At 51.6% G+C, this 26548-nt stretch carries 22 protein-coding genes; 12 read left to right on the plus strand and 10 right to left on the minus strand.

Going from position 1 to position 26548, the window contains the following annotated elements:
* Positions 1-26: 26 nt before the first annotated feature.
* The 10 genes from HJV72_RS15265 to HJV72_RS15310 form a co-directional block, all read right to left on the minus strand.
* Entirely contained in the window at positions 27-1694 is a 1668-nt protein-coding gene (locus HJV72_RS15265; RefSeq protein ID WP_208072212.1) for a nucleoside kinase, read from the minus strand.
* Positions 1695-1743: 49 nt separating this feature from the next.
* Positions 1744-2523, minus strand: coding sequence for a Nif3-like dinuclear metal center hexameric protein (locus HJV72_RS15270; protein WP_208072214.1), 780 nt, complete (start codon positions 2521-2523; stop codon positions 1744-1746).
* A gap of 19 nt (positions 2524-2542) precedes the next feature.
* Positions 2543-3235, minus strand: a complete 693-nt coding sequence (locus tag HJV72_RS15275) for a tRNA (adenine(22)-N(1))-methyltransferase (protein WP_208072216.1) — start codon at positions 3233-3235, stop codon at positions 2543-2545.
* A 13-nt stretch (positions 3236-3248) separates the two neighbouring features.
* Entirely contained in the window at positions 3249-4361 is a 1113-nt protein-coding gene (gene rpoD, locus HJV72_RS15280; RefSeq protein WP_006443915.1) for an RNA polymerase sigma factor RpoD, read from the minus strand.
* A 39-nt stretch (positions 4362-4400) separates the two neighbouring features.
* A complete protein-coding gene (dnaG, locus tag HJV72_RS15285; RefSeq protein ID WP_208072218.1) occupies positions 4401-6170 on the minus strand; it encodes a DNA primase in 1770 nt (589 codons plus the stop codon).
* 105 nt (positions 6171-6275) lie between these two features.
* A complete protein-coding gene (locus HJV72_RS15290) occupies positions 6276-7283 on the minus strand; it encodes a deoxyguanosinetriphosphate triphosphohydrolase (protein WP_208072220.1) in 1008 nt (335 codons plus the stop codon).
* 18 nt (positions 7284-7301) lie between these two features.
* Positions 7302-8324, minus strand: coding sequence for a DUF2804 domain-containing protein (locus HJV72_RS15295; RefSeq protein WP_208072222.1), 1023 nt, complete (start codon positions 8322-8324; stop codon positions 7302-7304).
* A complete protein-coding gene (pap, locus tag HJV72_RS15300; RefSeq protein ID WP_208072224.1) occupies positions 8321-9865 on the minus strand; it encodes a polyphosphate:AMP phosphotransferase in 1545 nt (514 codons plus the stop codon). The genes HJV72_RS15295 and pap overlap by 4 nt, the downstream gene beginning before the upstream one ends.
* Positions 9866-10198: 333 nt before the next feature.
* Entirely contained in the window at positions 10199-13609 is a 3411-nt protein-coding gene (locus tag HJV72_RS15305; RefSeq protein WP_208072226.1) for a diguanylate cyclase domain-containing protein, read from the minus strand.
* Positions 13610-13775: 166 nt separating this feature from the next.
* Positions 13776-14375, minus strand: coding sequence for a zinc ribbon domain-containing protein (locus HJV72_RS15310; protein WP_208072228.1), 600 nt, complete (start codon positions 14373-14375; stop codon positions 13776-13778).
* A gap of 746 nt (positions 14376-15121) precedes the next feature.
* Between HJV72_RS15310 and HJV72_RS15315 the strand changes: the two genes are divergently transcribed.
* The 12 genes from HJV72_RS15315 (at position 15122) to HJV72_RS20525 (ending at position 26544) form a co-directional block, all read left to right on the plus strand.
* The gene (locus HJV72_RS15315) at positions 15122-15415 is read left to right on the plus strand and encodes a hypothetical protein (protein ID WP_208072230.1); all 294 of its coding nucleotides are present in this window, start codon (positions 15122-15124) and stop codon (positions 15413-15415) included.
* Positions 15408-16676 carry a helix-turn-helix domain-containing protein gene (locus HJV72_RS15320; protein ID WP_208072232.1) on the plus strand — a complete coding sequence of 423 codons (1269 nt, stop codon included), beginning with the start codon at positions 15408-15410 and terminating at the stop codon, positions 16674-16676. The genes HJV72_RS15315 and HJV72_RS15320 overlap by 8 nt, the downstream gene beginning before the upstream one ends.
* 68 nt (positions 16677-16744) lie before the next feature.
* A complete protein-coding gene (locus HJV72_RS15325) occupies positions 16745-17344 on the plus strand; it encodes a hypothetical protein (RefSeq protein ID WP_208072234.1) in 600 nt (199 codons plus the stop codon).
* 34 nt (positions 17345-17378) lie between these two features.
* The gene (locus tag HJV72_RS15330) at positions 17379-17639 is read left to right on the plus strand and encodes a hypothetical protein (RefSeq protein WP_208072236.1); all 261 of its coding nucleotides are present in this window, start codon (positions 17379-17381) and stop codon (positions 17637-17639) included.
* A 141-nt stretch (positions 17640-17780) separates the two neighbouring features.
* A complete protein-coding gene (locus tag HJV72_RS15335) occupies positions 17781-17996 on the plus strand; it encodes a type II toxin-antitoxin system RelB/DinJ family antitoxin (protein ID WP_243765664.1) in 216 nt (71 codons plus the stop codon).
* The gene (locus HJV72_RS15340; protein ID WP_208072240.1) at positions 17989-19059 is read left to right on the plus strand and encodes a hypothetical protein; all 1071 of its coding nucleotides are present in this window, start codon (positions 17989-17991) and stop codon (positions 19057-19059) included. Before HJV72_RS15335 ends, HJV72_RS15340 begins: the two co-directional genes overlap by 8 nt.
* A gap of 18 nt (positions 19060-19077) precedes the next feature.
* The gene (locus HJV72_RS15345; protein ID WP_208072241.1) at positions 19078-21057 is read left to right on the plus strand and encodes a VirD4-like conjugal transfer protein, CD1115 family; all 1980 of its coding nucleotides are present in this window, start codon (positions 19078-19080) and stop codon (positions 21055-21057) included.
* Positions 21058-21063: 6 nt separating this feature from the next.
* Complete coding sequence (locus tag HJV72_RS15350) at positions 21064-21261, plus strand: hypothetical protein (RefSeq protein WP_208072242.1); 198 nt, start codon at positions 21064-21066, stop codon at positions 21259-21261.
* Between the two features lie 55 nt (positions 21262-21316).
* Complete coding sequence (locus tag HJV72_RS15355) at positions 21317-21538, plus strand: hypothetical protein (RefSeq protein ID WP_208072243.1); 222 nt, start codon at positions 21317-21319, stop codon at positions 21536-21538.
* A 90-nt stretch (positions 21539-21628) separates the two neighbouring features.
* Positions 21629-22060, plus strand: coding sequence for a PrgI family protein (locus tag HJV72_RS15360; protein ID WP_208072244.1), 432 nt, complete (start codon positions 21629-21631; stop codon positions 22058-22060).
* A complete protein-coding gene (locus tag HJV72_RS15365; protein WP_208072245.1) occupies positions 21984-24845 on the plus strand; it encodes a VirB4-like conjugal transfer ATPase, CD1110 family in 2862 nt (953 codons plus the stop codon). Before HJV72_RS15360 ends, HJV72_RS15365 begins: the two co-directional genes overlap by 77 nt.
* Positions 24846-24882: 37 nt before the next feature.
* The gene (locus tag HJV72_RS20525; protein WP_330619009.1) at positions 24883-26544 is read left to right on the plus strand and encodes a phage tail tip lysozyme; all 1662 of its coding nucleotides are present in this window, start codon (positions 24883-24885) and stop codon (positions 26542-26544) included.
* Positions 26545-26548: the final 4 nt, after the last annotated feature.

A 26548-nucleotide genomic window follows, 5' to 3' on the forward strand; every position in this document is an offset into this window, starting at 1 on the left:
CCCTCCGCCGTCCTGCCCCCATTTCCTTACACGTTGAAGCAGCCTCCGCCGATGAATTCTCTGAGCAGGGAATTTGTCGGCACATATTCACTTCCGATCCCCACAAAATAATCGAGGAACTTCAGCAGCCTTTTTGCCTCTATATATTCCACGCAGTCTTTCTCGATGCCGAACAGAAGGGCTTCCACATAGGGCTTCAGGACTGCAAGCTCATAGATGAGGGCAGAATTGAACATCACGTCCGCTTCCTCCTGGAACGGGAATATGTTCCGCTCCTCTCCCCTTCTCACGGACGGCCACATGCTGATGGTCCTTCTGGCGGATGAGCCGCGGGTCCTCGCATCCCGGACGATCCTCCGGATCAGCCTTCCGTCAGTGGTCGGTATCCGGTTGTGTTCATCGATATTCAGCTGGGTCAGCCCGCTGATATATATCTTATATTTGTTTTCATCTGCAAGCTGTTCTGTCAGCTTCGGATTCAGGCAGTGGATCCCTTCGATTACAAGCACGTCGTTCTCTCCGAGCTTCTTCGGCTTGTTCGTATACTCCTTGTGCCCCGTTACGAAGTTGAAGTTCGGTATGATGACTTCTTTTCCTTCCGTCAGTTCACGGAGCTGTCTGTTAAACAAGTCTACGTCCACAGCCTCAAGGCACTCGAAATCATAATTCCCGGCCGCATCCTTCGGATTGTCTTCCCGCTCCACAAAATAATTGTCCACGGCTATCGGATGTGGAACGAGCCCGTTAGCCCGAAGCTGGATGGAAAGCCTGTGTGAGAATGTCGTTTTTCCGGAAGAGGACGGGCCAGCGATCAGGACAAATTTAATCTCCGGACGCCCGGCTATCTCTGAGGCGATCTCTGCAATCTTCTTCTCCTGCATGGCTTCCTGCACGAGCACGACTTCCCGCACATCGCTCTTCGTTATCTTGTCATTCAGCGCCCCGACCGTCTCGATGCCCTGCATATCGCCCCACTTTGTGGACTCCTTGAGCACCTGGAACAATTTATTCTGCGGCTCGAACGGGGGCACGATATCCGGCGCCTCTTCCACCGGCATCTGGATTACGAATCCTTCATCAAACAGGTACAGCTTAAAATACTTCAGATAGCCGGCGCTTGGCACCATGTATCCGTAGTAATAGTCCTCAAATTCATTCATGCTGTATATGTTGACCTTCGACACTCTGCGGTATTCAAACAGACGCTCCTTGTCCCGCATTCCGTGCTGGCGGAACAGCGCCACGGCATCGTCCGTATGGATGCTTCTCTTCTGAATCGGCATATCCATCTCTACCATCTCGTACATCCGCGCTTCTACTTTACCCAGAAATTCCTCGTTCAGTTCTATGTTTCCTTCTATCGTACAGTAATACCCCTTGCTCACCGCATAATGGATTCTTACCTTGTCGATGGCTTCATGGTTGGCCACGTCATAAACAGCCTTGACAAGCATGAGGCTCATGCTTCTCTTATACGTCTTGTGACCGATATTATCCGCCGTCGTCACAAAGCTGACGACACAGTCGGACTTCAACGGCTTGTAAAGCTCCTGAAGCCGTCCGTTCACAAATATAAGCACTATGTCATAAGGATAGTCCTTCTGGTATTCACGGGCTATCTGCTCATATGTAGTCCCATCCTCGTAGCGCCTGATCTCATCCCCTATCTGTACGCTGTACAATTCTTTATCCATATCTTCCTCCTTCTCCTGGCATCCGGCCTGCGGCATCGGTGCACTAAGGTCAAATGATTACGAACGGATGCCGGATGGGCGCGGCAGTTACTTCTATGCCCGGGGCATTCTCTTCCAGATATCTCTTCATATCCTCGACAAAGATATGTTCCACTCCGTAATGTCCGGCATCTATAATGCAGAGCCCGTCCGCCACCGCGTCAATGCCCGTATGATGGTCGATATCTCCCGTGACAAGTACGTCCGCTTTCTTTTCGAGCGCCGCCTTAATCATGCTCTTTCCCGCTCCCGGCGATATGGCGATGCGCTTTACCTTGCAGGCAAGGTCTCCAAATACCTTGACCGGTCCCGGATTGAAGCTGTCTTTAACTGCCGCGGCACATTCTGCCAGCGTTATGGCTTCTTCTAAATCTGCCACTCTGCCGATTCCTTCCTGGCATCCGTCATCCCAGGTCACTTCCAGCACTTTGGCGTCAGAAAGATGGAGCAACTTCCCGGACAGGTCCGCCATGCCGAGCACATCATAATTCGTATGCATCGCATAATAAGATATGTCGTTCTGCAGCATTTTGATAATGCGGCGTCCGATAAAATTACGGTTCGTCACCTGCTTTAGCGCACCGAATATGAGCGGATGATGGGTGATAAGCATATCCGCCCCCCGCTCCACCGCAGCTTCAACGACCTCATCCGTCGCATCCAGAGCTATATAGACGCGCTCTACTTCCTTGTCATCCCTGCCCGCAAGCAGCCCTACATTATCCCAGTCAAGGGCATACTTTTCGGGATAGCTCTTCTCTATGATACTAATAATTTCCTGACAAAGCATATCATATCCTTCCTCTCTGCTATCGGTAGCGGCCAAGCGCCTCTTCTATAAGGCGAAGCTCCTTTTCAATCTCGCTTTCGCGCTCTCTGGAGCGCACGCTCTTGCCGTCATCCAGACGGGCAGCTATATCCTTCTTTATACGCTTCTCTCTTAGCAGATATTCCTTTAATACGGGATGCCGCTGTCGTAGCAGCCGCTTCCCATAGAGCAGCTCAACCTCCGTATATGCACCTGCGGTACCGTGTACGGCCCTCATCATAGGATAGAACTTTCCTTCTTCCTCCACCATATCTTCTTCCTCTATGGAAAAGCCATGGTCAATCAGATAGCTCCGCACCCTCTTAATCTCAGATTGTGGCTGAAGAATCAGCTCTTTCATCTGCCCGGTCACGTCTTTTCCTTCGTCCAGAATCTTGATGATTAGCCCCCCGCCCATTCCGGCTGCTATCATCGTATCTGCCTCGCCGGGCCTGATAGCCTTCAGCCCGTCCGAACGCCTCGTCTCAATCTGGCCGGTCATGCCGTTCTCCTGAATATGTATCCTGGCTCTCTCAAGGGGTCCTGCATTGATATCCGAAGCGATTGCCTTCCTGGCGGTACCGGTCATGATAAGATAGATCGGAATATACCCGTGGTCGGTTCCGATGTCTGCGACAGAGGCGCCCTCTGTCACAAGACCGGCTACTGCACGCAGTCTTTTTGATAGTTCCATAGGCGCCTCTTCCTTAATCCAGATAATCTCTAAGTTTTCTGCTGCGGCTCGGATGACGCAGCTTTCTGAGCGCTTTCGCCTCAATCTGGCGGATCCGTTCCCTCGTGACGTCAAATTCCTTGCCGACTTCCTCCAGCGTGCGGGCCCGTCCATCATTCATGCCGAATCTCAGGCGGAGCACCTTCTGTTCCCTCTCCGTCAATGTATCCAGCACCTCATCAAGCTGCTCTTTCAAAAGTGTCTGAGCTGCCGCCTCTGCTGGTACAGGTACGTTGTCATCCTGTATAAAGTCGCCGAGATGGCTGTCTTCTTCCTCACCAATCGGCGTCTCAAGCGATACCGGCTCCTGAGAGATCTTAAGAATCTCCCTCACTCTCTCTACCGGCATGTCCAGTTCAGCCGCAATCTCTTCCGGCGTAGGTTCCCTTCCCAGTTCCTGCAGCAATTGTCTGGACACACGAATCAGCTTGTTGATCGTCTCTACCATATGGACCGGAATCCGGATTGTCCTTGCCTGGTCGGCAATGGCTCTTGTTATCGCCTGTCGGATCCACCATGTGGCATACGTACTGAACTTAAACCCTTTATGATAGTCAAACTTTTCTACCGCTTTGATCAGTCCAAGGTTCCCTTCCTGAATCAGGTCAAGAAACAGCATCCCGCGCCCTACATAACGTTTGGCGATACTGACTACAAGGCGAAGGTTGGCCTCTGCCAGCCTCTTTTTGGCCTCCTCGTCCCCGTCTGCCATCCGTTTTGCAAGGTCGACTTCCTCATCCGCCGTAAGAAGCGGAACTTTGCCGATTTCTTTCAGGTACATGCGGACTGGATCTTCTATGCTGATACCGTCCGGAACAGAGAGATCTATTTTCTCGACATCAACCTCATCTTCTTCGGAGATGATGATATCCGCATCGTCGATATCATCATCATCTCCGCTGATACGCAGCACGTCGATATTGTTTGCTTCCAGGTGCTCAAACACTCGTTCCATCTGTTCAGATTCAAGTTCCATGTCAGAGAAGAAATCGTTGATCTCCTGAAGTTCCAGAATACTTTTCTTCTTTTTTCCAAGAGATACCAGCTCTTTTAATTTCTCCTCAAATTTCACTGTGTTTTCTTCCATGTAGTGTCCATCCTCTCATTGCTTGTTTATATTTTATCCTTAATTGATAGAAATATGCAGTTTTTCAAGGTCCTGCAGGGCTCTTTTGTCTTCCATCAACCGTTGTAGTCCCTGGATATCCGTAGGTTCCAGGTTCCGTGTAGCTTCCTCGATGCTGTGGCTCTTGACCCGTATTACCGTTTCCTTCAGTGCTTTCTCCTGCTCAGCAGCCGTTGAAAGCTCTTTGATCTTCGTGTGGAACAGTCCTGCAACCTCCCGGTGCTCTTCCTCATCCGTAAAATGATTCATAAGCTTTGCAGGATTCACTTCCCCTGCATCATACTGGTCATACAGAAGGTGTGCCACCTCCCGGTACAGCTCTCCTGAGAAATCCGTAGGCTTGATATACTTTTCAATCTGCCGGAAGATGCTCTCTTCCTCAATCAGCCATGTAAGCAGTATCTTCTGGGATTTGACAATCCCGTTCTCCTTCTCACGACCGGACGCTGTCTTGGCCCTGACGACAGGCTTTGCCAGCCCTTTTTGGACTGCCATCTTCCCGACCAGCTTTCTCAAATCTTCATAGCCGACGTGATATACGCCCGCTACTGCTTCTATGTAATTATTCCTTTCAATCTCCTCGTCAAACTCTGTAAGCCTTGTGGCTGCCGCCCGCATGAATTCTGTCTTGCCTTCCGGCGACTTCATGTCATACTGCTTCTCCAGAACTTCCAGGCCGAACATGAATCCATTCCGTGCCTTGCCGATCCGCTCTTCGAAAGCCTCCGCTCCCAGGTTCTTGATGAACTCGTCCGGATCTTTGTACGGTTCCATACGGATGACCCTCGCAGTGATTCCGGCCTCTTTTAGAATCGGCGCAGCTCTGAGTGCCGCTTTCGTGCCCGCCTCATCACTGTCATAGGTCAGATAGACTTCTTCCACATACCTTCGTATCAGCGAGGCATGTCCTGAAGTAAGCGCTGTTCCGAGCGAGGCTACCGCATTGCCGAATCCGGCCTGGTGCAGCGATATCACATCCATATATCCCTCGCAGAGCAGGAAGTACGGTTTCCGGAAGGTCCTTGCCCGATTGAGGCCATACAGGTTTCTGCTCTTGTCAAATATCATTGTCTCCGGAGAGTTGAGATACTTAGGCTGTCCGTCACCCATCACACGGCCGCCGAATCCGATGACCTTGCTGTTGGCGTCCATAATCGGAAACATGACACGGTTCCAGAACTTGTCATATGGACCGCTTCTTTCATTAAACGCAATCAGTCCCGCCTTAAACAATATGTCGTCCGAGTAGCCTTTAGACTTCAAGTACCTGTACAGTTCCTTCCCGGACTTGCCGGAATACCCGAGCCCGAAAGCGCGTATCGTGTCGTCGCTCAGCTCCCGGCGTTTCAGATAGTCTAACGCGTGCTCCCCTCTTGCGTCCTTCAGCTGCGCGTAATAGAACTGGGCCGCCAGCTTATTGATTTCCAGCAGAGTCGCCCTCACCCCCGCCTTCTTCTTCGCCTCCTCGGAATCGTCCTGCTCCGGCAGTTCGACGCCCGCGCGTTCCGCCAGATAACGAAGCGCTTCCACGAAGGTATAATTTTCATATTCCATTATGAACGTAAAGACGTTACCTCCGGCCCCGCATCCGAAGCAGTAATACATCTGCTTCTGCCTGCTGACCGAGAATGACGGCGACTTTTCATTATGAAACGGACATAATCCAAAATAGGAACTTCCTTTTTTCTGCAGTTTCACATAACCTGAAATCACATCTACTATGTCATTTTTTGCTCTCACTTCTTCAATCAGATCATCTGAATAATACATCGTCCCTCCTATATCTACGCTGAGATACCCGGAGCAGATACATTTATACTGCTCCGGGTAAAAATGTCCTCATATATAGTATTCGACAAAACTATTTGATTTCCTTTAAATTTTCCAAGATTCCGGTACAAAAAATTCTTCAAACTTCTTAACTGCGTATGTATCCGTCATTCCTGCAATGTAATCACACACGATCTGTTCTTTGCCAGCCCCGTTTACATCCATCATGGACAGATACTGCCCGGGCAGAAGTTCCACATGCCTTATATAATACTCATACAAGTTGGTAATCATATTAATCGCCTTGACCTCTTCTCCCTTGGCAGCAGGATTCTGATATACGTTCTCAAACATAAACCTTCGGAGTCCGAGCGTAGCTTCCCGCACCTCCTGCGACATGCTGATCTTGGGCTGGTCCATGCTGTTGGTGATGACATTGTGAATCATCGTATCGAGCCTTACTTTGGTCGTATTGCCCAGTATATCCGTGTATCTGGCAGGAATATCTTCCTCCTTCAGGATGCCTCCGCGTACGGCATCGTCTATGTCATGGTTGATATAGGCAATCTTATCCGACAGCTGTACGATCTGCCCCTCCAACGTGTGGGGGCTGCCACTGGACTTATGGTTCCGTATTCCGTCTAGGACCTCCCACGTAAGGTTCAGGCCTTCCCCCTGCTTTTCCAGGCATTCTACTACTCTGACACTCTGTTCGTTGTGGCGGAACCCGTCTGGGTTCACATCATTAAGCGCCCGCTCTCCCGCATGGCCGAACGGCGTATGCCCAAGATCATGGCCCAATGCGATGGCCTCCACCAGATCTTCGTTCAGACGCAGCGCTTTGGCCACTGTCCTGGCATTCTGCGAGACTTCCAGCGTATGGGTAAGCCGCGTACGGTAGTGGTCCCCTTTCGGAAGCAGGAACACCTGCGTCTTCTGTTTCAGCCTCCGGAACGCCTTGCAGTGCAGTATCCTGTCTCTGTCCCGCTGGAATACAGGCCGGATGTCACATTCTTCCTCTTCTTTCTTCCTCCCCTGGGAATCCTTGCTCAGTGTGGCATATGGACTCAAGTATTCGATTTCCCTTCGTTCCAGCTGTTCCCTGATTGTCATCCTCAATCCTCCGCCCTTCTAATACCTGTTATGTACATCTTCTGCAAAACACATCATATCTTTTACTTCTATCACTTTTCCGTCGTCCAGTACCGCACGTCCGCTCATTTTACCGAACACCTGATGCTGATCTGTCACGATGACGAGGGCTGATGTCCTGGCCGCCCTGTCAAGAACCGGTTCAAAGTCCATCTCGAACCGTCCGTCGCTCGACGTGAATGTCCACGGCTTCATATAGCTGTCCTCCGGAATATGGAAGGTCACATCATCTAATTTATGACACCTGCCGCCGTAAAATAACATATTTTCGGAAGCTGCCGAAGTATCTCCAAACCCGTATCCGATATTGAACCCAAAGGGCGCCCCGTCAACCGTGGCATTGCCGGATCCCCAGTACCACCGGTTGTCATATGTCCACACGCCCCGGCCCCAGTCGAGCGTTCCGTAGTCGGACTTTGGACGGAACGTATAAGTTTTCCCATCATAATGCATGGTTCCTTCTGCTTTCATGCAGTTGATCTTCTGGTTATAGTAGAATGCCGTCTTCTTATGTTTCCACGGTGTCGCAATCACCATCGTGTCCATGTCGGGCTGATGGAGCAGGATATCGCATGAGAAGGGCTTTCCATTATAAAAGTTCTCAAAGCGGCACGTGATGCGGCGCTGCCCTTCACTGACCGTAAATCTCATCTGCAGGCGCCGGTCCCTGTATACGGTATCGCCTGACTCTGAAGTGGCAGGCAGGGCTAATCTTCCCATCGGAAATGCATTCAGTATCGTCTCTGTATGTTCCCACCCTTCCTTAAAATTCAGCAGCGAGACGGACTGCAGTCCGATATAGCCGTCATCTGATATGGTAAACGCCCCTGCGAAATCTTCGTTCAGCACAAGATAGTAGTCCCATTCCTTAATCCTGAACCTGGGCGCCTTTATCTGGCGCCTGTCATACTGCTGTACGAGACTCTTCGACCACCCGGGCTCTCTCAGAGAGCCGTCTTCTGTCAGCAAGGGCTGTATTTCCGTCACCTCATGGTTTCTCATCTATCATCCCTCTTTTCCGCTTCCAGACGCTTTTCTATCGCGTCCACCACCGTCTCTATAACTTTGATTCTTGCATAATACTTGCAGTTTCCTTCCACGACTATCCATGGGGCCTTAGCCGTGGATGTACGTATGAGCATCTCATTGACCGCCTCTTCATACTGGTCCCACTTCTCCCGGTTCCTCCAGTCTTCATCCGTGATCTTCCACTGTTTTTCCGGATTCTCCTGGCGGGCTTTGAATCTGCGCTCCTGTTCCTCTTTATCGATCTGCATCCAGAATTTCATTACGATGGCTCCTGCATCTGTCAGGTCCTTTTCCATATCATTGATTTCTTTATAGGCTCTCTGCCACTCTCCTCTTGTACAGAAGCCTTCGATACGTTCTACCATCACCCTTCCGTACCAGGTACGGTCGAATATGGCTACGTGCCCCGCTTTCGGCATAGCGGTCCAGAACCGCCACAGATAATGGTGGGCCTTTTCGATATCATTAGGCGATGCCGTCGGACGGACAACATATCCTCTCGGATCCATCTTGGCTGTCAGCCGTTTGATTGCGCCGCCTTTCCCTCCTGCGTCCCATCCTTCAAATCCAAGTACGACCGGTATCCTCCTCCGGTACAGTTCTCCGTGCAGCTTCGACATCTTATCCTGCAGCTTATCCAGTCTCTTCTTATACTCTTCTTTACTATATGAGAGACTTAAGTCTGCCTTTGCCAGTATGGATTCGCCGAGCTTCTTATCCTTTTCCGCCTCTTCCCCCGACAGCTCCTGGAGGTCTTCTGCCGTGTATACCTTGACATTTTCTCTTTCTTCTCTCTCTTTTTTCACACAGTCGATACGCTCTGACAACGCCTGGATTACAATCGAATATATTTTTGCCGCGGCAAACCGGCGGTCTGTCGCCTCCACGATATTCCATGGCGCGTAGTCCGTGTCGGTCCGGGCAAGCATATCTTCGTTCATCTTTTCATACCGCGCAAAATCCTTGTTGCGCCTTCTGTCTCCCTGGCTGACTCTCCACGCCGTCTCTTTAGACTCCAGCAGCTTTTTGAATCGCTTCTTCTGTTCCTTCTTATCTATAGCCAGGAATATTTTGATCAGAACCATGCCGTCGTCCGTCAGCTGCTGCTCAAAAGAACAGATCGAATCATAGGCTGCGGACAGGTCCTTCTTCTTCGTCTTCTTGTCGAACCGGTCGATAAGCACCTTTCGGTACCATGTGCTGTCATAGATTGCAATCCGCCCTCTCGATGGCATCTTTGTCCAGAATCTCCACATGAACGGGTGCATCCGCTCTTCCTCCGTCTCATTCTTCACCGCATGCACTTCAAAGCCCCTCGGATCCAAAGCCTGAATGAGCTCGCCAATCTGAACCCCCTTGCCGGCCGCACCGTAACCTTCAAAAGCAATCATGACAGGAATGCCAAGCTCCCGGCACTCCCGCTGTAGCTTTCCAAGTTTTGGCTCTAATTCCAACATCTTGTCCCTATATTCAGACTTGCTCAATGATTTTGATAAATCCAACTTCTCCAGCATACAAATCCCTCCATTTTCATAGGGGTCAGACCCCCAGCGCAGCAGGGGTCTGACCCCTATCGCAATTTCCATTATTTAACTTCATTATACACCATGCGATACATAATGTTAGACTTTTTATTACATTTTTTTAATTCATCAGAATTATTAGTCTTTTACTTTTTTCCGCATTTTTATTACTAACATGCCCTCAAGATCAGCGTATTATTCTATGCCTAATGGAACATTGGCAGTTCATTAAGTTAATGATAATTCATGCAAGCAAAAAGCGGGGGATATATTATATACTATATCCTCCGCCGTCTATTCGCTGGATTTATTATTTTTTGCCTGTCACTCCGCCGGTGGTTCAAACCGGGCCGCGAGGCAGAAACCGTCGCGGTTCATTGACTTTCTTCGGTAAAGGGCGCTGTCGGCCCTTCGGTACAAGTCGTAGAAATCTCTGCCGTCTTCGGGGTAGCAGGAAGCCCCGATGCTGACCGTAGCCGTTACGGTCTCTTCATCGATGCCCATCGGCTGATGGAGCTTTTCTACCAGGGCTTCTGCCTTGGATACCACTTCCCGGACCTCTCCGCTGTAAGACATGAAGGCCAGAAATTCATCGCCGCCTACCCTCCCGATGATATCCTCTTTTCGGAAACATGTTTGAATTCGCTGCGCCAGGCTGTGCAGGACTGCATCTCCGGTGAAATGTCCATACGTATCATTCACCTTTTTAAAATGGTCTACATCAATCATGAAGAACACATAGCATTCCCCGTCACATGCATTGTCGAGGACTGCCCGTATCCGCTCTTCCGTAGCGGCTTTATTGAGCAGGTTCGTCGTGGAGTCTCTCTGTGACTTGATGCGCAGCTGCTCCAGTTCTCTTTTTTCTTCATCTATATCCGTAATCTTTGCCAGTACCGTCATCGGCTTGTCGCCAAACTTTTCCGGTACTGTCATCGTGACTGACAGCCAGCGGTATGTCTTGCCCGGATTGAGCAGTCGCAGCTCTACAGGGTCAGGACGTATCCCGTTCTTTGCCTCCGCTATCCCTTCCATCAGCCCGGCGATATCTTCCTCATGTACTCTGGCCATCACTTCCGGTAACGATATCTTTCCCTCGAACCCGAAGATACGGTTAAAATTATCAGAGAAGGCCAGCTTGTCACTGGCAAAATCATATTCCATATAATATTCCCCGAGCTGCTCGGCAACCATTTCATATCGGTTTGATATATTCAGGCCCTGTTCGGTATCTGCCTTCTTTTCCCCGTTATCTGTGATATCCATCACCATAGAGTAAGCCCGCTGTATTCCATCTTCATCTGCTTCACAGAGCCTTGATATCGTTTCAAGCCAGATGAGCCGGCCATCCTTGCATGGAGAACGATATTTCATCGTGACGATGTTGCTGACTTTCAGCTGTTCAAGAATATCATTTGTTACCAGTGCCCTGTCTTCCTCATAAATCAAGTTGATATATTTGTTGTCAAATAACTGGACGATATCGTCCCTTGAATATCCCGTAAGGTTCAACATGCTCTTTGAGATATAGTCTATCGTGAAATCCGCATCGAACCTGACACATTTGACTCCCGTAGGAAGATTGGCCAGTATCTTTTCCGCTGCCGTGTATTCGTTTTCCCTGGTAATCTGCCTGCGCTTGTTCGCGTCATTATTGATGATGACTACCACAAGGCTTGACGTACCGTCGGCTCCGCGGTATACGTTGCCCGTCCCGACTATCCAGATGGACCTGCCGTCTTTGCGGACGACCCGGAATTCTATCGTAACGGTATCGCTCTCCCCAAGCTGCCTGCGGATCTCTTCATTCACATATTCGATATCGTCTGGGTGTACGAGCCCAAGGGCATGGTTTTTAAATCTCTTCTCCATCTCCTGGGCCGTATAGCCGAGCATGCGCCTGTATCCCTCGTTACATGTGAGCAGAGAGAATTCTTCATCTATGCCGACCTGGAAGATTCCTGCATAGGCGCTGTCAATCATCTCCTGGGCCTTCATCGGCTGAGCCGGCCGGAAAGATGCATAGACAAGACTCTGGCTGTGTTCCGGTCTGGAACGTTCCGCTATCGTATATGTGTAAGCTTCAAGGCCTGTAAAATACTTTGCTTCAAAGTCTTTCGCCCTCAGAGGAAGGCTGTAGAAATATCCCTGGAGAAGATCCGGGTTCAGACGGCAGACGTGTTCCTCCATCTTGCTGTTCTCGATTCCTTCCACACATACTTCCATGTTCATGTTCCGGCTCAGATTGACGAGCGTGGAGAGAAGTGCCTGGTCCGTTACATTGTAGGATATGCGCTCTAAAAATGACCGGTCTATTTTCAGTTCATCTGCGCTCAAAAGCCGCAGGACTTCCAGTGAAGAGTATCCCGTCCCAAAATCATCCAAAGCTATATGTACACCCTGAGCCCTGATAAAGTCAAACTGTTTGCTAAGAACAACCGGATCTTTCACTTTTCCACTCTCAGTCAGCTCCAGCGTTATGTTTGCAGGATTTACCCGGTAGTCGGTGAGCATATCCATCAGAAGGAATTTGAAAGACGGCACTTCAAACTGAAGGCTCGATACGTTGATGTTCATCTGAAAATCCGCTTTGTATCTGCACCACTCGGCGCACTGGCGGATGGCTGTTTCCAGCACCCACCTGCCCATCTCCAGCATCAGTCCGTTCTCCTCCAAAATGGGAATAAATTCTACCGGAGATATCTCTTCCTCCTGTGGAAAATCAGGATTGTCCCACCTCAGCAGTGCTTCACAGCCTACCAGCTGCTGATCCTGTGCCGTCACAATCGGCTGGTATACCATATAGAACCCTTTGAACCCCAACACGACGGACTCCCTCAGCGCTGTCAGAAGCGACGCATGCCTCTTGTCCTTTTCTGCCAGGTCTTCACTGTATACTACCAGACAGTTTTTTCCGCTCTTCTTGGAAGTCTGAAGCGCTTTGCCCGCATTGCGGTAGAGCGTTTCAAAATCTTTCCCGTCCTTTGGAAAGCAGCAGGCGCCCCCTGATATGGTCAGGAGAAACTTATACTCTGCAGCGCTGAATTTTTCTGCGATACAGCTCTTCTTCAATCTCATGTACCACTCTTTTACGTCATCCTCGTCACAGTCCGGCATTACGATGCCAAAGCCATCCCCGTCCAGCCGGAACAGGTTGGCTTTTTCCGGAAGAAGCTTCTGTATCCGGCGGGCGCAGTCTTGTAGAAGCAGATCTCCAGTAGAGTAGGAAAAAAGTTCATTTATATTTGAAAAATCATCGATTCCTAGCATAATGACAGCCCAGCAGCCATCTTCTTTCACTTTATCATATAAAAATTTCCTGAAACTATAATTATTAGGGAGCGCAGTGACAGGGTCAATTATATTGTAGTAATCCGCTTCGCTTATCATACCCGCCAGATATATAACGTCCGACGAAGCATCTGCTACGGGCCACAGCCTGACCCCCATATACTGATAATAGCCGTACTGATTTCTCATACGATACAGATTCGCACTGCTGCAAAATGTACCGTCCGCAATCTTGTCATAGTCACCTTTGAAGCGGGCAGCATCATCTTCATGCAACGTACAGGCAAAATAGTCTTCGATGCTATCACCATACCCCGGCCCCTTCACCGTCTTAAGAGTTCCCTGTGACCAGAAAACTTTCTGACTCCCGAGTTCGACAATGAACATCCCGGACTCTACGTCAGGCCGTAAATCTTCTCCTGATAATGCTTCCATATATGCCATACGCTTACCCCCTTCTGCCTAAGTGGTCCGACCCTTTACTGAAAAGTAACACTCTTAATATTTATCGACCCATATGGCACCAAATTAAGCACAAGTAAAAAGAACACTGATTTTTATAAATCAGTGTTCCTCATAATTAATCTGCAGCATATGCCGATTGCATTATTTACTTAGCGTCTTCATATGTAATTACCAGCAAGGCATCTGTGGCAGTCATGGAAATATTAGTCTTATCCCCATACCACCTGTACCTCGTGTTGTAGGTCGCTTCATAATCTTCAGCATAGATTTTGTTAAAGTAGCCAACATAATATAATATGGCATCTCCAATATCTTCACTGACAATGCTGGCTTCTATCTTCTCCAGCTTATCATTCTCATCGAACCAGAAATTCATATCTATCATATCGCCTTCTGAATGATATCCGTCCAATGAATCTACCAGGTCAAAATAACTGCCGTCCTCATCGTAAGTCCAATCCGGATACTTCTTTTCTACTGTTTTGACGGATGATCCCCATCTCAGCCCTTCGCAGTATTCCTTGCTGCCGGTGGGCTTAAGAACGGCAAAAATCACGATTCCCAGCACAACGGCTGCAATTATCCCTATCATCAATATCATATTGTTCCGTTTTATGCGGTGCGTGACAGGCCTCTGCTCTTGTCCAGATTCGGCCTCTCTGATTATCGGACAGCCGCAATACGAGCAGTATATCGAATTGCCGCTCACTTCTTTTCCACATTTTGAGCATATAATCGTTTGCATATGTATTATCCTCCCTCCTGTCATCCTGTCTTCTGACATCATCTTCCGACAGCTTCTTATAAGGCTATTCTACCATCATATTCCCCGGATTTCGACAATTAATGTTTTATATTTTCAAAAGCCCCATCTATGCCCCATCTTCCGTATAAGCAGGCAAAAAAAATACTGAGAAGCTTTTATTCTAAAGCTTCTCAGCATTCCGGTTAACTGCGGAAGATGGGACTTGAACCATCTACGACTTCGAAAATCATTGATAAATGGAGGCGTTCTGCACTCACGAATCGAAGGGTAACCGTTCAGGTAACCAAATCTCGCATCATCTCGACCTATTTTTAAGGTAAAAGCTTTCGTTCGAAATCTCTGTTTATCTTACCATAACTATTCAAAAAAATCAAACGTTATTTGAAAAATCAGGGCAACTCAGCCCGCTATGTTCCCAAAAAGGTAACCGCAAACCGGTAACCAAAAGCCCAACTCAGCCCGCAATTCAAGGGTTGTCGGGGTTTGCCAGTTGCCATAGAATGCAAATCATTGAAAACAAAAAGAGCCCCTGGCGTCTTGAAAACCTGGGGCTCTAAGGACGGTGGCGTAAAAGCCACACAGGACAGTGACGCTTAACGATTGGAAGCCGTGAACGTCACCGATAACACGATTGGAATATTATCCGAAAAGCCATGCGATGGCAAACGGATTTACCGATTCGCCACTGTCCTGACAACAACAAGAGAAAGGATGGTGGCTTTTTTATGCCAACTGTTAACGCACAGAACCGCAAGCACCCCCTTGTCGTGCCGTTCGATTTCGACGGCGAGGGGCAGCTTGCCATACATAGGGATTTCTGGCACCTGCCAATCAGCATCAGCGCCAAGAGCTTCTACCTTGTTATGCTCAGCCAGGAAGATAAGAGCAAAACGTATTCCGTTGAGGAAACCTGCAAGCTGAGCCGCGACCTCACTCCGCAGACCGTTCACGACTGCATGGCGGAGCTTCGTTCGGTCGGCCTCGATCCCCATAACGTCAGGGGGTGGGAGCATGTCTAACCAGCAAGTAAATCAAAGCGTGCCGAAGCACAATGATGGGCTGCAAGCTGATCAGTTCGATGAGAACATCCTGGTGTTCGACAACATCTTCTCACGTGGATACGGGTTCTCACCGCAGGTGCTCACGCGCTTGCCGCAGCTGTCCATCGAGGCAAAGGGGCTCTACTCGTACTTCTCCTCGTTCGCCGGCCAGGGCGGCGTTGCCTTCCCATCGACCCAGACGATCCTGAAGGAAACGAACATCAGCAAGAACCGCTTCTACAAGTACCGTGACGAGCTTGAGGCATGGGGGTTCATCACCGTTGAGGTGAGAAACACACGGCATGGCAGGCAGACGGTCTACCATCTGCCTGTTGAGCCGAAGCCAAGCGACAAGGTGCATAAGCTGATCGATGCCGCTACGCAAGCGCGCATGCACAAGGTCAACAACCTGCCGAACGCTGCTGTGGATAACTCTCCTGCCCTTGATTCTTGTGGAAAACCGGTGCTTGACGGTTATCCACAAACCCCAGGTCAGGAGCCACGTCCTCAAAATGAGGATTTGGCTTACCCATGTCCTCAAAATCAAGACGACCCTCGTCCTCAAAATGAGGACATGCTTAATATTGTTAAAAGTAACAAGGGAAAAGTATCAATAGATCTATCCGAGACCGCTCATGCCACCGTTGTGGATAACTCGGGTTGCGATACCCATGAGGACGCTCGCTTGCGCTCACTGAGCGGTGCCGAGGCACCGATTGATACGCTCGCAAGCTCGCTGAGGAACTTTTCATTGAGCTTAAAAGAATCTAAGGCTTTCGATGAGCTCTGCCGTAGGTCCATCAAGGAGCCCAACCCGAAAAGGGAGGCACAGGCACAGCAACTCTTCGCGAAAAGGCTGCGCGAGGGCTACCTGCCGGCGCAGGTGCTCGCCGCGTACGACTGCTACTCGAAAGAGTACAAGGAAACAAACAGCACCCCTCGCTTTGCCATGCAGCTCGACGATTGGCTGCGCAAGGAATCGGGATTCAAGTTCTATGCGGGCAGGCCACGCGCAAAGGCATCCAGCGGCGATGCTGCCGAGCGCGACAAACAGGCAAAGAGGCAACGGCTCTTGGAAAGCGATCCGGAGTTCAAGGCCCTTTGCAACCGCACAACGTCCCTCTTCTCCGATTGGCAGGTAGCGCAAGTCGGGGGACTGTCCACTGCCGAGGGCTACCACGAGCGCTGGGAAGCAGCGAAAAAGGCTGAGGAGGACTATCTTGCCGCAAACGGTGAATAACTGAAAAAGTGGAAAGGTTTACCAGAGTTGCTGGTAGAATCTAGGAAACGTGAAAGGAGTGATTCTCTATGGTTGATGATGATAGGCAAGCAGCTTTAAACGCAATCGACCTAAAGGGCAACATCGTGCTGAAAGAGTTCGGGGACACAGCGCTTCTCTTCCGCCCTCAGAACAACTACGAGCCATTCGTTGTGGCTTACGGCTACGACAAGGCTGCTGGCGAGTGGTCGCACGGGTCGTATCACACCGACCTTGGGCATGCGTTCGAGGAAGCCAACCCCGAGATCATCGAGGATGCCTGCGTGCGGTGGCAGCGCGGCGACATCGCCACAGCCTTGGGCAACAAGGAGTACCCGGCAACCGATGCCAACGTCTCCTGGATACTGAACCGCAGCACAATGGGTGATTTCCATGAGGAGATGACCGCCAAAGGCAACGAACGCCTTGGCGAAATCGTGCACGAGCAGGAGCGCTATCTCGACAAGGCAAGCGGCAAGAACCTGGCTGCATCCGAGGGGCGCGATGCGTACCTGCGGCCTGGCGTGCTTGAGGCCGACAACGGGCAGATCGGGCTGTCGGATATGGTCGATGAGCTTCGCGAAAGCGCCCGAGGCTCATCGCGCGATGCGGTTTCGAGGGACATCTCGCATGGCGGGGAAGCTATCTAACCGGACACACATTTAATAGGAAGGGAGGCATGCCATGTCAAGGGAAAACGATCGGGTGGCAGTCTGGGCAAAGGAGCTGCGCGATGCAGCCCGTGCCCAGGAAGCATCCCGCGATCCGTTCGGATCGCATGATGGAATGGATGTCGATCCTCATACGGCTGTTGTGGAGACATGTGGCTACGGGTTCCGCAACGAAGTGGCTGAAAACGTCCGCGAGGCGTTCTTGGAGGATCTTGAGGATGATCGCCAGATCAACCAGATCAGGCAGGATGAAAGCCAAGGAATCGCACGTTAAGTGTGCGTTTCCTTGCAAATTCCCCGTTCTGAGCGTAGTTGTTGGGGAACAGGTGCTAGCATGCCTTGATGTGCGTCATCATGCGCAAGAGTTATGCATGTTACACAAACACGTTCAGCATTATTGAAAGGCGGCCTTGAGTTGGCAGAGATAGCTCGGATAAGCATCAGCTGCGACAAAGAGCTCAAGGAAAGCGCTGAGGAGATATTCAAGATCCTCGGGCTTTCCACCAACGCCGCCGTGAAGCTCTTCCTGCAAGCGGTCGTACGCGAGCAGGGGATACCGTTCAGGATGGACGTGCGCGATATGCGCGGCACTTCGCCTGAACCTAACGAAAGGATGATGCAACATGGCTGATTTCGGCGATGAGGCTGGCAAAGACGTTCTCGACAACATCACTCGAATGGCAAGGATGCCGTTCGATGAAATGGTGCGCATCATGCTTCGCAAGATGCTCAACGGCTCGAAGAACTTCGAGCCTCAGTACAACAAGGAAGGCAAAGTAGAGTCTATCGACCTTCCGTTCGACTCCCTTAGGGAACGTGCCCTTGCCATGGACGTCATGAAGCAAGAGGGCATCGAGTTCGAGAAAAGCGGGTCTAAGGTAAACGTTCAGCATTACCTGAAAATCAAGCCTGAAGACCACGAGCGGTTCCAGCAAGCAATGCAGGATCGCTTGGCCGAGATTGAGCGGGCAAAGTACTCTCCTTCCCATGACCAGACCCTTGAGAACATCCGCAAGGAGCCTGCCGACAAGGATTATGTTGACTTTGCCAAAGACATGGGAAAGGAAGGCGCCATCCCATCGACTGAGCTTGTAAAGCTCGGGGATGAGCCGACCTTCGGAGAAGTTAACGATGTGGTAACCCCCAACCAGCGCAAGATCGAGAAGATCCTGAACATGCGCGAGCATGGCGCAACTGCCGTTGAGCGTGAGGCTGCCGACAGGGCGCTTGACCGTGTTCTCAGCAAGGAAGGCCTTACCCGCCAGCAGGTCGGCTTGGAAGAGCCGTTCAACCCGCAGGCTTACAAGTCTTGGGACGGGATGGATCCTGATGGGCGCACCCGACAGGTAGAGGGGCTTTGGAAGGATTGGATGAAGGACGAGGTGAACAACCTGCCCGACAACCTCAACATCGGACAGTTCTGCGACCAGATCGCAGAGCGCGGCATCGGCGTCGATGTTGCCAAGGGCGGCGGCTACCAGCTCTACGATCCGCTCAACCCACACCATAGGATCAACCTCAAGAACCTCGATGCGAAGTACTCTGATGAGAAGCTTGGGCTCCGTTCCAAAGAAACAGCCTATGAAGAAAAATCGCGTGAATCTCGTGATCGATCCGATCGCCTGTCACGCGAGCGCGATCTTGGAGAAATCGGGGACAAGGAAATCCCCAGCCAGCAGCTCATCACACGGTAAAAGCAAGGAGGTTCCCCATTGGCACAGAACAGAATGCAGGAGCGCATACGCTCCTCAGCCCTTGGAACGGCGATCTTGTCCGTTGTCGCCTTCTATCTCGGTGACCGAATCGGCGCATATATCGTCTTCGGGCTCGACATGCAGCTGGGGAACCAGGTAATGCGCGGCCTTCAGGCTCTCATCGCAAAACCGCTTTATCTCGATCTCAATATGATGCCGTTGCTTTACGGTTTCATACTGTGCGCCATCGTTTGGCTTGTCTGGCTGCGCTACGTTGTGTTCGTTGGCAACTACCGTACCGGTGAGGAATCCGGATCCGCCCAATGGGGAAGCGAGAAGCAGGGCTTGGCATTCAAGGATCAGACCAACTCATCGAACAACCTCATCTTCACCAAGAAGTACGGTCTGGCAATCAAGAGGAAAAAATTCGATCTTGAGACAGACCGCAACTTTAACGTGATGGTTGTCGGCGGTTCCGGCTCCGGCAAAACGCGCAACTACGTGAAGCCGAACCTTATGCAGCTCAACGCCAACTACTTCGTGACGGACCCGAAGGGAACCTTGATCGGCGAGTCCGGCTATCTGTTCACGGACAACGGCTACAAGGTGAAATCCTTCAACACCATCGACTTCACCAAATCACAACATTACAACCCGCTTGCCTATGTGAAGACCGATGCCGACATCCTCTCGTTCGTGAACTGCTTCATCATGAATACCACAGATCCGAAGAAATCCGGTGGCGACGCATTCTGGGAGAACTCGGAACGTCTTCTCTACACAGCGCTCATCGCGCTTTTGAGGGATTGGTTCCCGAAGAAGGACTACTCCATCGATGGTTTACTCACGTTGCTGTCGCTTGCAGAGGCAAGCGAGAACGATGAGAAGTTCGAATCACCACTTGACATGCTGTTCAAGGAAATTGAAACGGGCAAAGCATATCGCAAGAATCCTGCCTACTATGCCAAGAAACGCCAAAAGCAACAGCAAGCTGCAAGGAACGCCGTTCTGCAGCGCGATGTCATCGGCTTGCAGAATGAGGCCGATGTCGATGAGCCAGAGTACACCTATCAGTCCTCAATGATGAAGAGGGTCGATGGTGTGCGCCCATCTGAACGCGGCGGGCTCTCCGCGAACGAGGATTTTGCCCTTGCAAACTACAAGAAATTCAAGACTGCTGCTGGCAAGACGTTGAAATCAATCCTCATCTCCTGCAACGTGCGCTTGGAAAGCTGTGAGATCAGCGAAGTGCGCGAGCTTCTGAGATACGATGAGATGGAGCTGGACAAGCTTGGCGATGAAGATTCGAAGATGGTTATCTTCGCTATCTTATCGGATACGGACAAGACCTTCTCCTTCTTGCATGCAATCATGATGTGGCAGGCGATCGACATCCTTTGCCGCCGCGCGAACATCAAGTACAACGGCAAGTTGCCACGAATGGTGAACTTCATCTTCGATGAGTTCGCCAATATCGGCAAACTGCCCGATATTGAGCAGACGATTGCCGTAACCCGTTCGCGCAACATCGCCATCTCCATCATCTTGCAATCCATGGCACAGCTCGATGCTCGATACGACAAGGATGCCAAAACGATCATCGACTGTTGCGACACAACGCTATTCCTGGGCGGAAAATCAAACTCAACGAACAAGGAAATTGCCGAGATGATTGGCGACGAGACCATCCATCAGACCACGTTCGGCGAGTCACACGGGCAGTCTCCTTCCGGTTCGAAGAACATGCAGATCCAAGGCCGCAAGCTCATCGATCCCGCTGAGATCGGCAAGATGAGCCGCAAAGATGCGATCCTCCTGATCGCCGGCACCAATCCGCTCAAGGACGAGAAATATCCTGTTGAGTCTCATCAGAACTACATTTACCTCGATCCTGGTAGCAACAAGAAATGCTTGCATGACAAACCGTTCGATTTCAAGAAATACCTTGAGAATCAGAAGAACGGCTCCTCTCCCACTGCTTTGCGAAAGGAGGCTTAACCGACATTGACTGGACTTCTCAACCTGCTGTCGAGCGCTGTCCAGTTCATCGGCCAGGCACTTATGGTGCTCGGCCTCGTGAACGTTGGACTCACCCTCAAAGACGGCACAACCGGTGGCGGCGGCCAATTGTCTGGCGCCGTCGCAATGATAGTTGCAGGCGGTTGCATCTTCGCTGTTGCGAGGATGGTTCATGCAACCTAACAAGACATTTCCAACGTTATGACGTTGTTTCTCATCAGAAAGGAGAATTGAGCATATGAATCTCGGCAACGTAACTTCCCTGCTGTCATCTGGTGTGCAGTTCCTTGGCGCTGTCCTTCTGGTCATGGGCCTTGTGAACTTGGGACTCACCATCAAGGATGGCATGCAAGGAGGCGGTGGACAGCTCGCCGGCGCAATCGCAATGATCGTTGGCGGCGGCATCGTCATCGCTGCAGGCACTTACTTCGGCTCCATCGATACTTCCTGGGCTGGCTAGAAGCGCTGTTGCAGTCCCCTCATGCCGCCAAGGGCCGCATGAGGGGACTGTGCTTTTTCCCATAATCAACACGAAAGGAGCTGAGCAACCTTGCTATCCGTTGCCATACACAAGGATGTTGGCGAATACCAACCGAAGATCATCGGCAAGCTACCCATCCGCACCCTAGTATGCATCGTCGGTGCAGTGGGCATATCCCTGCTCACTGCTGCCTACATAACCTTTGTCCTCGGCCTTCAAACCTCCGACTTCATGGTATTGATCTATGCGATCTCCATTCCTTTCTGGCTATGCGGATTCATGCGTCCGCAGGGCTTGAAGTTCGAGGTATTCGCAAAGTACTGGCTTGAGTACAACTTCACCACCAAGCACATCCTCTACAGTCCATCCTTCAAGCTTGCAGGCTTCGATGAGCGATGCGACCAAAGAAAAGAAGGGAAAATCTATGACAAAGAACTACGAAAGCTCGCAAACCTACCGGGAATCGAAGCCTACAGCCCAAAGGCAGGACGGGTCCTATAGCTCGTTTTCACCTGACGACGAGTACTGGGATCCGACCGCCCCACGAAAAGAGCAGCGCTACGCTTCCCCCAACTTTGCCGAAGCCGAGAACTACGATGTCGACTACGGCTCAAGCGCATTTTCCACAGGGCACAACCCTCATCCTGTCGAGCACCCGGACATGCCTAATCAGCAGTTCGGGGCTCTCGATGCGCAAGCTTTGAGCGACATCGCCGGCACGGCAACGAAATCCTTCAAGGGGAAGGCCCCGAAATCAACGCGCTTGAGCCGCAGCGAGAAGAAGGCCGCCCAACGCGAGCTGCAGCGCAAGAGGCGCGAGGCGCAGCAACGCGACAAGGCAATCAAAAAGAAGCGCAGCTCGATCAAGGCTCAGCTGAAGAACCGAGACAAAGAGCTCTCTTCCATAACCAAGGCTGCACGCAAGAAAAGGTCAAGCGCAAAAGACGTTCTCCACTACATAGGCTACAACTCAATGTACGTCGACGGCGTTTGCGAGGTTGAGGAGGGGCTGTTCTCGGAAACTATCGCATTCGAGGATACTTCCTACCAGAGCACACGCGATGACATCCAGAAGGGCATCTTCTCATCCATGTGCCGTCTTTACGACCAGTTCGGTGCCGATACCTTGGTTCAGATGAGCGTCATCAACACGCCGATCCCCTCTTCTGAGATCGGCAGCCGTCAGTTCTTCGATCCTATGAAGCAGGACTCTGCAAACGCATCTGAAGATGCAGCGCTGTTCAACGAGATCTTGAACCAGAAGCTTCGCCAAGGCGTATCCAACATCAGGCGCGACCGCTACATAACGTTTTCGGTCCTTGCCGACAATGTGGAGGAAGCGATGCCGAAGCTTGCCCGCATCGAAACCGAGACCCAGCGAATCTTGTCTACAGTCAACTCCTCTTCGAGGGTACTCAACGGAACGGAACGCTTGAAGGTCATCAGCTCGCAGCTGAACCCCATGAAGCCCTTCCTTTTCGATTACCAAAAGGACGTCGGCATCCATTCAGGGATGACCACCAAAGATGCCATCGCCCCCGGCTGCCTTGACTTCAAGCCGGAAGGCTACACCGATTGCTTCAAATCAGACGGCATGTGGTGCCAGGTTCTCTCGATGAAGCACTTCGGCTCTGAGCTGTCAGACCGTGCGCTTTCCGACATCGTTTCGCTCCCGATTCCGCTTAACGCGACCTGGTTTGCGCAGCCTATCGACAAGGCTAAGGCCATCGCCTACGTTCGCCAGCGCTCTGCCTGGATCGACAAGGAGATCATCGATGAGCAACGTTCTGCCGTGAACAAGGGATACGATTACTCGATCCTGCCCTACGAGCTGAAGTACTCCAAGGAAGAGACCGAGGACATGCTCGACCATCTGCAGAACAAGAACCAGCGCATGTACATCTTCACGGGGCTCTTCTACACCTATGCCTCCACAAAGGAGGAACTGGACAACCAAGCCCTGAAGATCATCTCGACCGCTCGCCAGCATTCCATGGAGGTCGATCTGCTCGACTTCCGCCAACCGGAGGGACTTAACTCGATCTTGCCGCTCGGCCACAACCACATCAACCAGTCGCGCAGGTTTACGACCGCGCAAACCGCGATTCTCATGCCCTTCGCAACGCAGGAATTGAACGATGAGGGCGGCACGTACTACGGGCAGAACCAGCAGTCCTCGAACCTCGTGCTATGCGACCGCAAGAAGCTCACCAGCCCTGTTGCTTTTGTCTGCGGTAAGACGGGTTCGGGGAAGGGAATGTTTGTAAAACAGGAGATGACGGGCACAATTCTGAAGAACCCGACCGACGAGATCTTCGTTATCGACCGTGCCGGCGAGTACACCGAGATCGTGCGCCGCTACGGCGGGAACGTGTTCGATTTCGCCGTGAACTCCGGCACGTACCTGAACCCGTTGGACACCACCACGAACGACCATATGTCGAAGATCGAGCAGGTTGCCTTCAAGGTCGATGCTGTTCTGGCGCAGGCAGGCGCCTCTGCAGCCGAAGCTGGCAACAACCTCTCCGAGGCTGAGCAGTCCATCATCCAGCGCTGCGTTGAGGAAGCCTTCAGGCAGGCAGAGCTGCGCGGCGACGGGCAGCCTCCGCTTCTGCAGGATTTCTACGACATCTTGAAGAAGCAGCCGGAACCTGATGCGCAGATCATCGCGCTTCGTTACGAGCGCTTCGTCAAGGGCTCCATGTCGTTCTTCAACCATCACTCCAATGTGGACTTCGACAACAGGATCATCGACTTCAACCTGAAGGAGCTGCCGGACAACATGCTGGTGTTCGCGCTCATCAACGTGTGCGAGGCCGTTCGCAACCGCATGTACCAGAATGCAGACCGCAACGTGCGCACCTGGCTCTACGTTGAGGAGATGCAGTCGATGTTCGCCTACCCGACGGTGCTTCGCTACTTCTCGCGCTTCGCCAACGAGGGCCGCAAGTTCGGCATGCTGCTCACGGGCATCACTCAGAACGCAAGCGCCATGCTCGCGAACGAGGCAGCACGGAACATCGTGACGAACGCCGACTTCCTGATGCTGCTGAAGCAGTCGGCGCTCGACCGCAAGGAATGGATCCGCCTCTTGAACCTCTCCGATCAAGAGGAGGAGTTCATCGACGAGTCCTGCGAGCCAGGCAACGGCCTTTTGATCGCAGGCCCCGCACGTGTGCCGATTAGGGGCAAGTTCCCCAAGGGGAATAAGCTCTACGACCTGTTCAGCACCAACCCGAACGACATCGCAGAGCGCAAGGCCCGCGAGAAGATGTTCGGCGAGTAGACGCAGCCACCAGCTTTCTTGAAAGGGGGATAAGCTCTTGAAGGTAGACGATTTCGTAACATCCGCCACGGATGCCACGCAGACAGTGCAGGCTCTCACCAGCACACAGGCGACCGATGCCGTGAACTCGCACATCGTCGGCTCGGCTGACAAGTCGGGCATGACCCTGAAGGGCAGCCCCCTTCAGGAGGAAATGAAGAACGGCACCATCGCTTCTGTTGAGCATAAGACGGTCAACGGGAAGGTGGTGGATACTAAATACCACTCCACCAGCGGCGTCATTTACGACAAGGACGGTAACACCGTCGGCAACACCAAAGTTGCATTGAAGCAATCCCGTATGAAGAAGATTGCCAAAGACGCAGCACAGGCAGGCTACGAAATGGACGGCGACGTTGACGAGACTGCTGGAAAGAAGATCACCGACGAGGCAACCAAGTTCGCCAAGAAAAGCCTTAACAAGGGCAAAAAAGTCGTCAAGAATGGTGGAAAAGCCGGTGCCGAAATCGGTAAACAAGCCGGAAAAGAGGTTGTCAGGAAGGCCTCCGACAAAATTGGAGGCTTAGCGGAGAAGCGCTATCAGAAAAAAAAACCTGCCGATGCTATGCGCCAGATGCAGTCCTCTCTCAACCAGCACAGAGCGCAGGCAGCGCACAAAGCCGCACAGAAAATCGGCAAGAAGGCGACTGCCGCAATTGGCAACCTTGTCGGCGCCATTGGCGGCATGATCGGCGGCATTCTCGGTATCTTGGGCACAATACTCGCGATCATCGCCCCTATCGTAATCGTGATCGCGGTTCTTGCCGCCATCATCGGCGGCGGTCAGGAGCAAAACCTTACCCTTAACGAAGTTGAGAACCAAGTCGTGAGCTTCTTCAGGGAAAAGGGGGTGGACGATGTCCATATCGCCGCGATCATGGGCAACATGTATGCGGAAAGCGAGATGGACCCGAAGAAGATCGAATCTAACGGCAAGGGCCATGGCATCTGCCAGTGGACAGGTGACCGTTGGGACAAGCTCTATGCCTACTGTGTCCGAATGGGCGGGGCAAGCGGTGTAGCCGATTGGACGATCCTCAACACGCAGCTTGATTTCTTCTGGAACGAGGATATCTACAACAAAGAGAACTGGAGCGGTTCCTATGAGGTTTCTGGCGGATACGAGAATCCGTCTCCTGCGCCAGGAACCTATGTGAGCGGATCAAAATCAGGCTTTGAATCTGCAACAACCGTCGAGGAAGCAACCAAGCAGTTCTGTTATGGCTGGGAACGTGCTGGATTCCCGCGAATAAACAACAGAATATCCAAGGCGAAAGAATACTACGAGGCCATCACTTCCGGTGAGATCGGTGGAAACGGAGCTGTTTGTCCTGTCGATGCCAATGACATCGTGAAAAGGGCGTACTCACAGCTTGGCAAGCCTTATGGATGGGGTGCTGCCGGACCGAACGCCTTCGACTGCTCGGGACTTGTCGGCTACTGCATCACCGGGCAGATGGGCAACCACTGGTGCACTACCTATACGATGGCAGACTGGACCCGTGTGTCGAACCCACAGCCAGGCGACTTCTGCCTTAACAGCCACCATACCGGCGTTTACATCGGCAACGGGCAGATGATCCATGCGCCACGCAGAGGAGACGTGGTCAAGATCAGCGCCGTGCACGATGGCATGTGGTATGTGCGCTACACCGGCTAAGAAA

It is taken from the genome of Extibacter sp. GGCC_0201 (assembly GCF_017566055.1).
Lineage (GTDB): Bacteria > Bacillota > Clostridia > Lachnospirales > Lachnospiraceae > Extibacter.

Bases quoted from the DNA above. Each gene is read 5' to 3' on its own strand.
- HJV72_RS15295 (WP_208072222.1), bottom strand. From the start codon at position 8,324: ATGAGAAACCATGAGGTGACGGAAATACAGCCCTTGCTGACAGAAGAC.
- HJV72_RS15355 (WP_208072243.1), top strand. From the start codon at position 21,317: ATGAATCTCGGCAACGTAACTTCCCTGCTGTCATCTGGTGTGCAGTTC.
- dnaG (WP_208072218.1), bottom strand. From the start codon at position 6,170: ATGTATTATTCAGATGATCTGATTGAAGAAGTGAGAGCAAAAAATGAC.
- HJV72_RS15330 (WP_208072236.1), top strand. From the start codon at position 17,379: ATGTCAAGGGAAAACGATCGGGTGGCAGTCTGGGCAAAGGAGCTGCGC.
- HJV72_RS15310 (WP_208072228.1), bottom strand. From the start codon at position 14,375: ATGCAAACGATTATATGCTCAAAATGTGGAAAAGAAGTGAGCGGCAAT.
- rpoD (WP_006443915.1), bottom strand. From the start codon at position 4,361: ATGGAAGAAAACACAGTGAAATTTGAGGAGAAATTAAAAGAGCTGGTA.
- HJV72_RS15325 (WP_208072234.1), top strand. From the start codon at position 16,745: ATGGTTGATGATGATAGGCAAGCAGCTTTAAACGCAATCGACCTAAAG.
- HJV72_RS15265 (WP_208072212.1), bottom strand. From the start codon at position 1,694: ATGGATAAAGAATTGTACAGCGTACAGATAGGGGATGAGATCAGGCGC.
- HJV72_RS15315 (WP_208072230.1), top strand. From the start codon at position 15,122: ATGCCAACTGTTAACGCACAGAACCGCAAGCACCCCCTTGTCGTGCCG.
- pap (WP_208072224.1), bottom strand. From the start codon at position 9,865: ATGCTGGAGAAGTTGGATTTATCAAAATCATTGAGCAAGTCTGAATAT.
- HJV72_RS15305 (WP_208072226.1), bottom strand. From the start codon at position 13,609: ATGGCATATATGGAAGCATTATCAGGAGAAGATTTACGGCCTGACGTA.
- HJV72_RS15275 (WP_208072216.1), bottom strand. From the start codon at position 3,235: ATGGAACTATCAAAAAGACTGCGTGCAGTAGCCGGTCTTGTGACAGAG.
- HJV72_RS15340 (WP_208072240.1), top strand. From the start codon at position 17,989: ATGGCTGATTTCGGCGATGAGGCTGGCAAAGACGTTCTCGACAACATC.
- HJV72_RS15270 (WP_208072214.1), bottom strand. From the start codon at position 2,523: ATGCTTTGTCAGGAAATTATTAGTATCATAGAGAAGAGCTATCCCGAA.
- HJV72_RS15290 (WP_208072220.1), bottom strand. From the start codon at position 7,283: ATGACAATCAGGGAACAGCTGGAACGAAGGGAAATCGAATACTTGAGT.
- HJV72_RS15320 (WP_208072232.1), top strand. From the start codon at position 15,408: ATGTCTAACCAGCAAGTAAATCAAAGCGTGCCGAAGCACAATGATGGG.
- HJV72_RS15365 (WP_208072245.1), top strand. From the start codon at position 21,984: ATGACAAAGAACTACGAAAGCTCGCAAACCTACCGGGAATCGAAGCCT.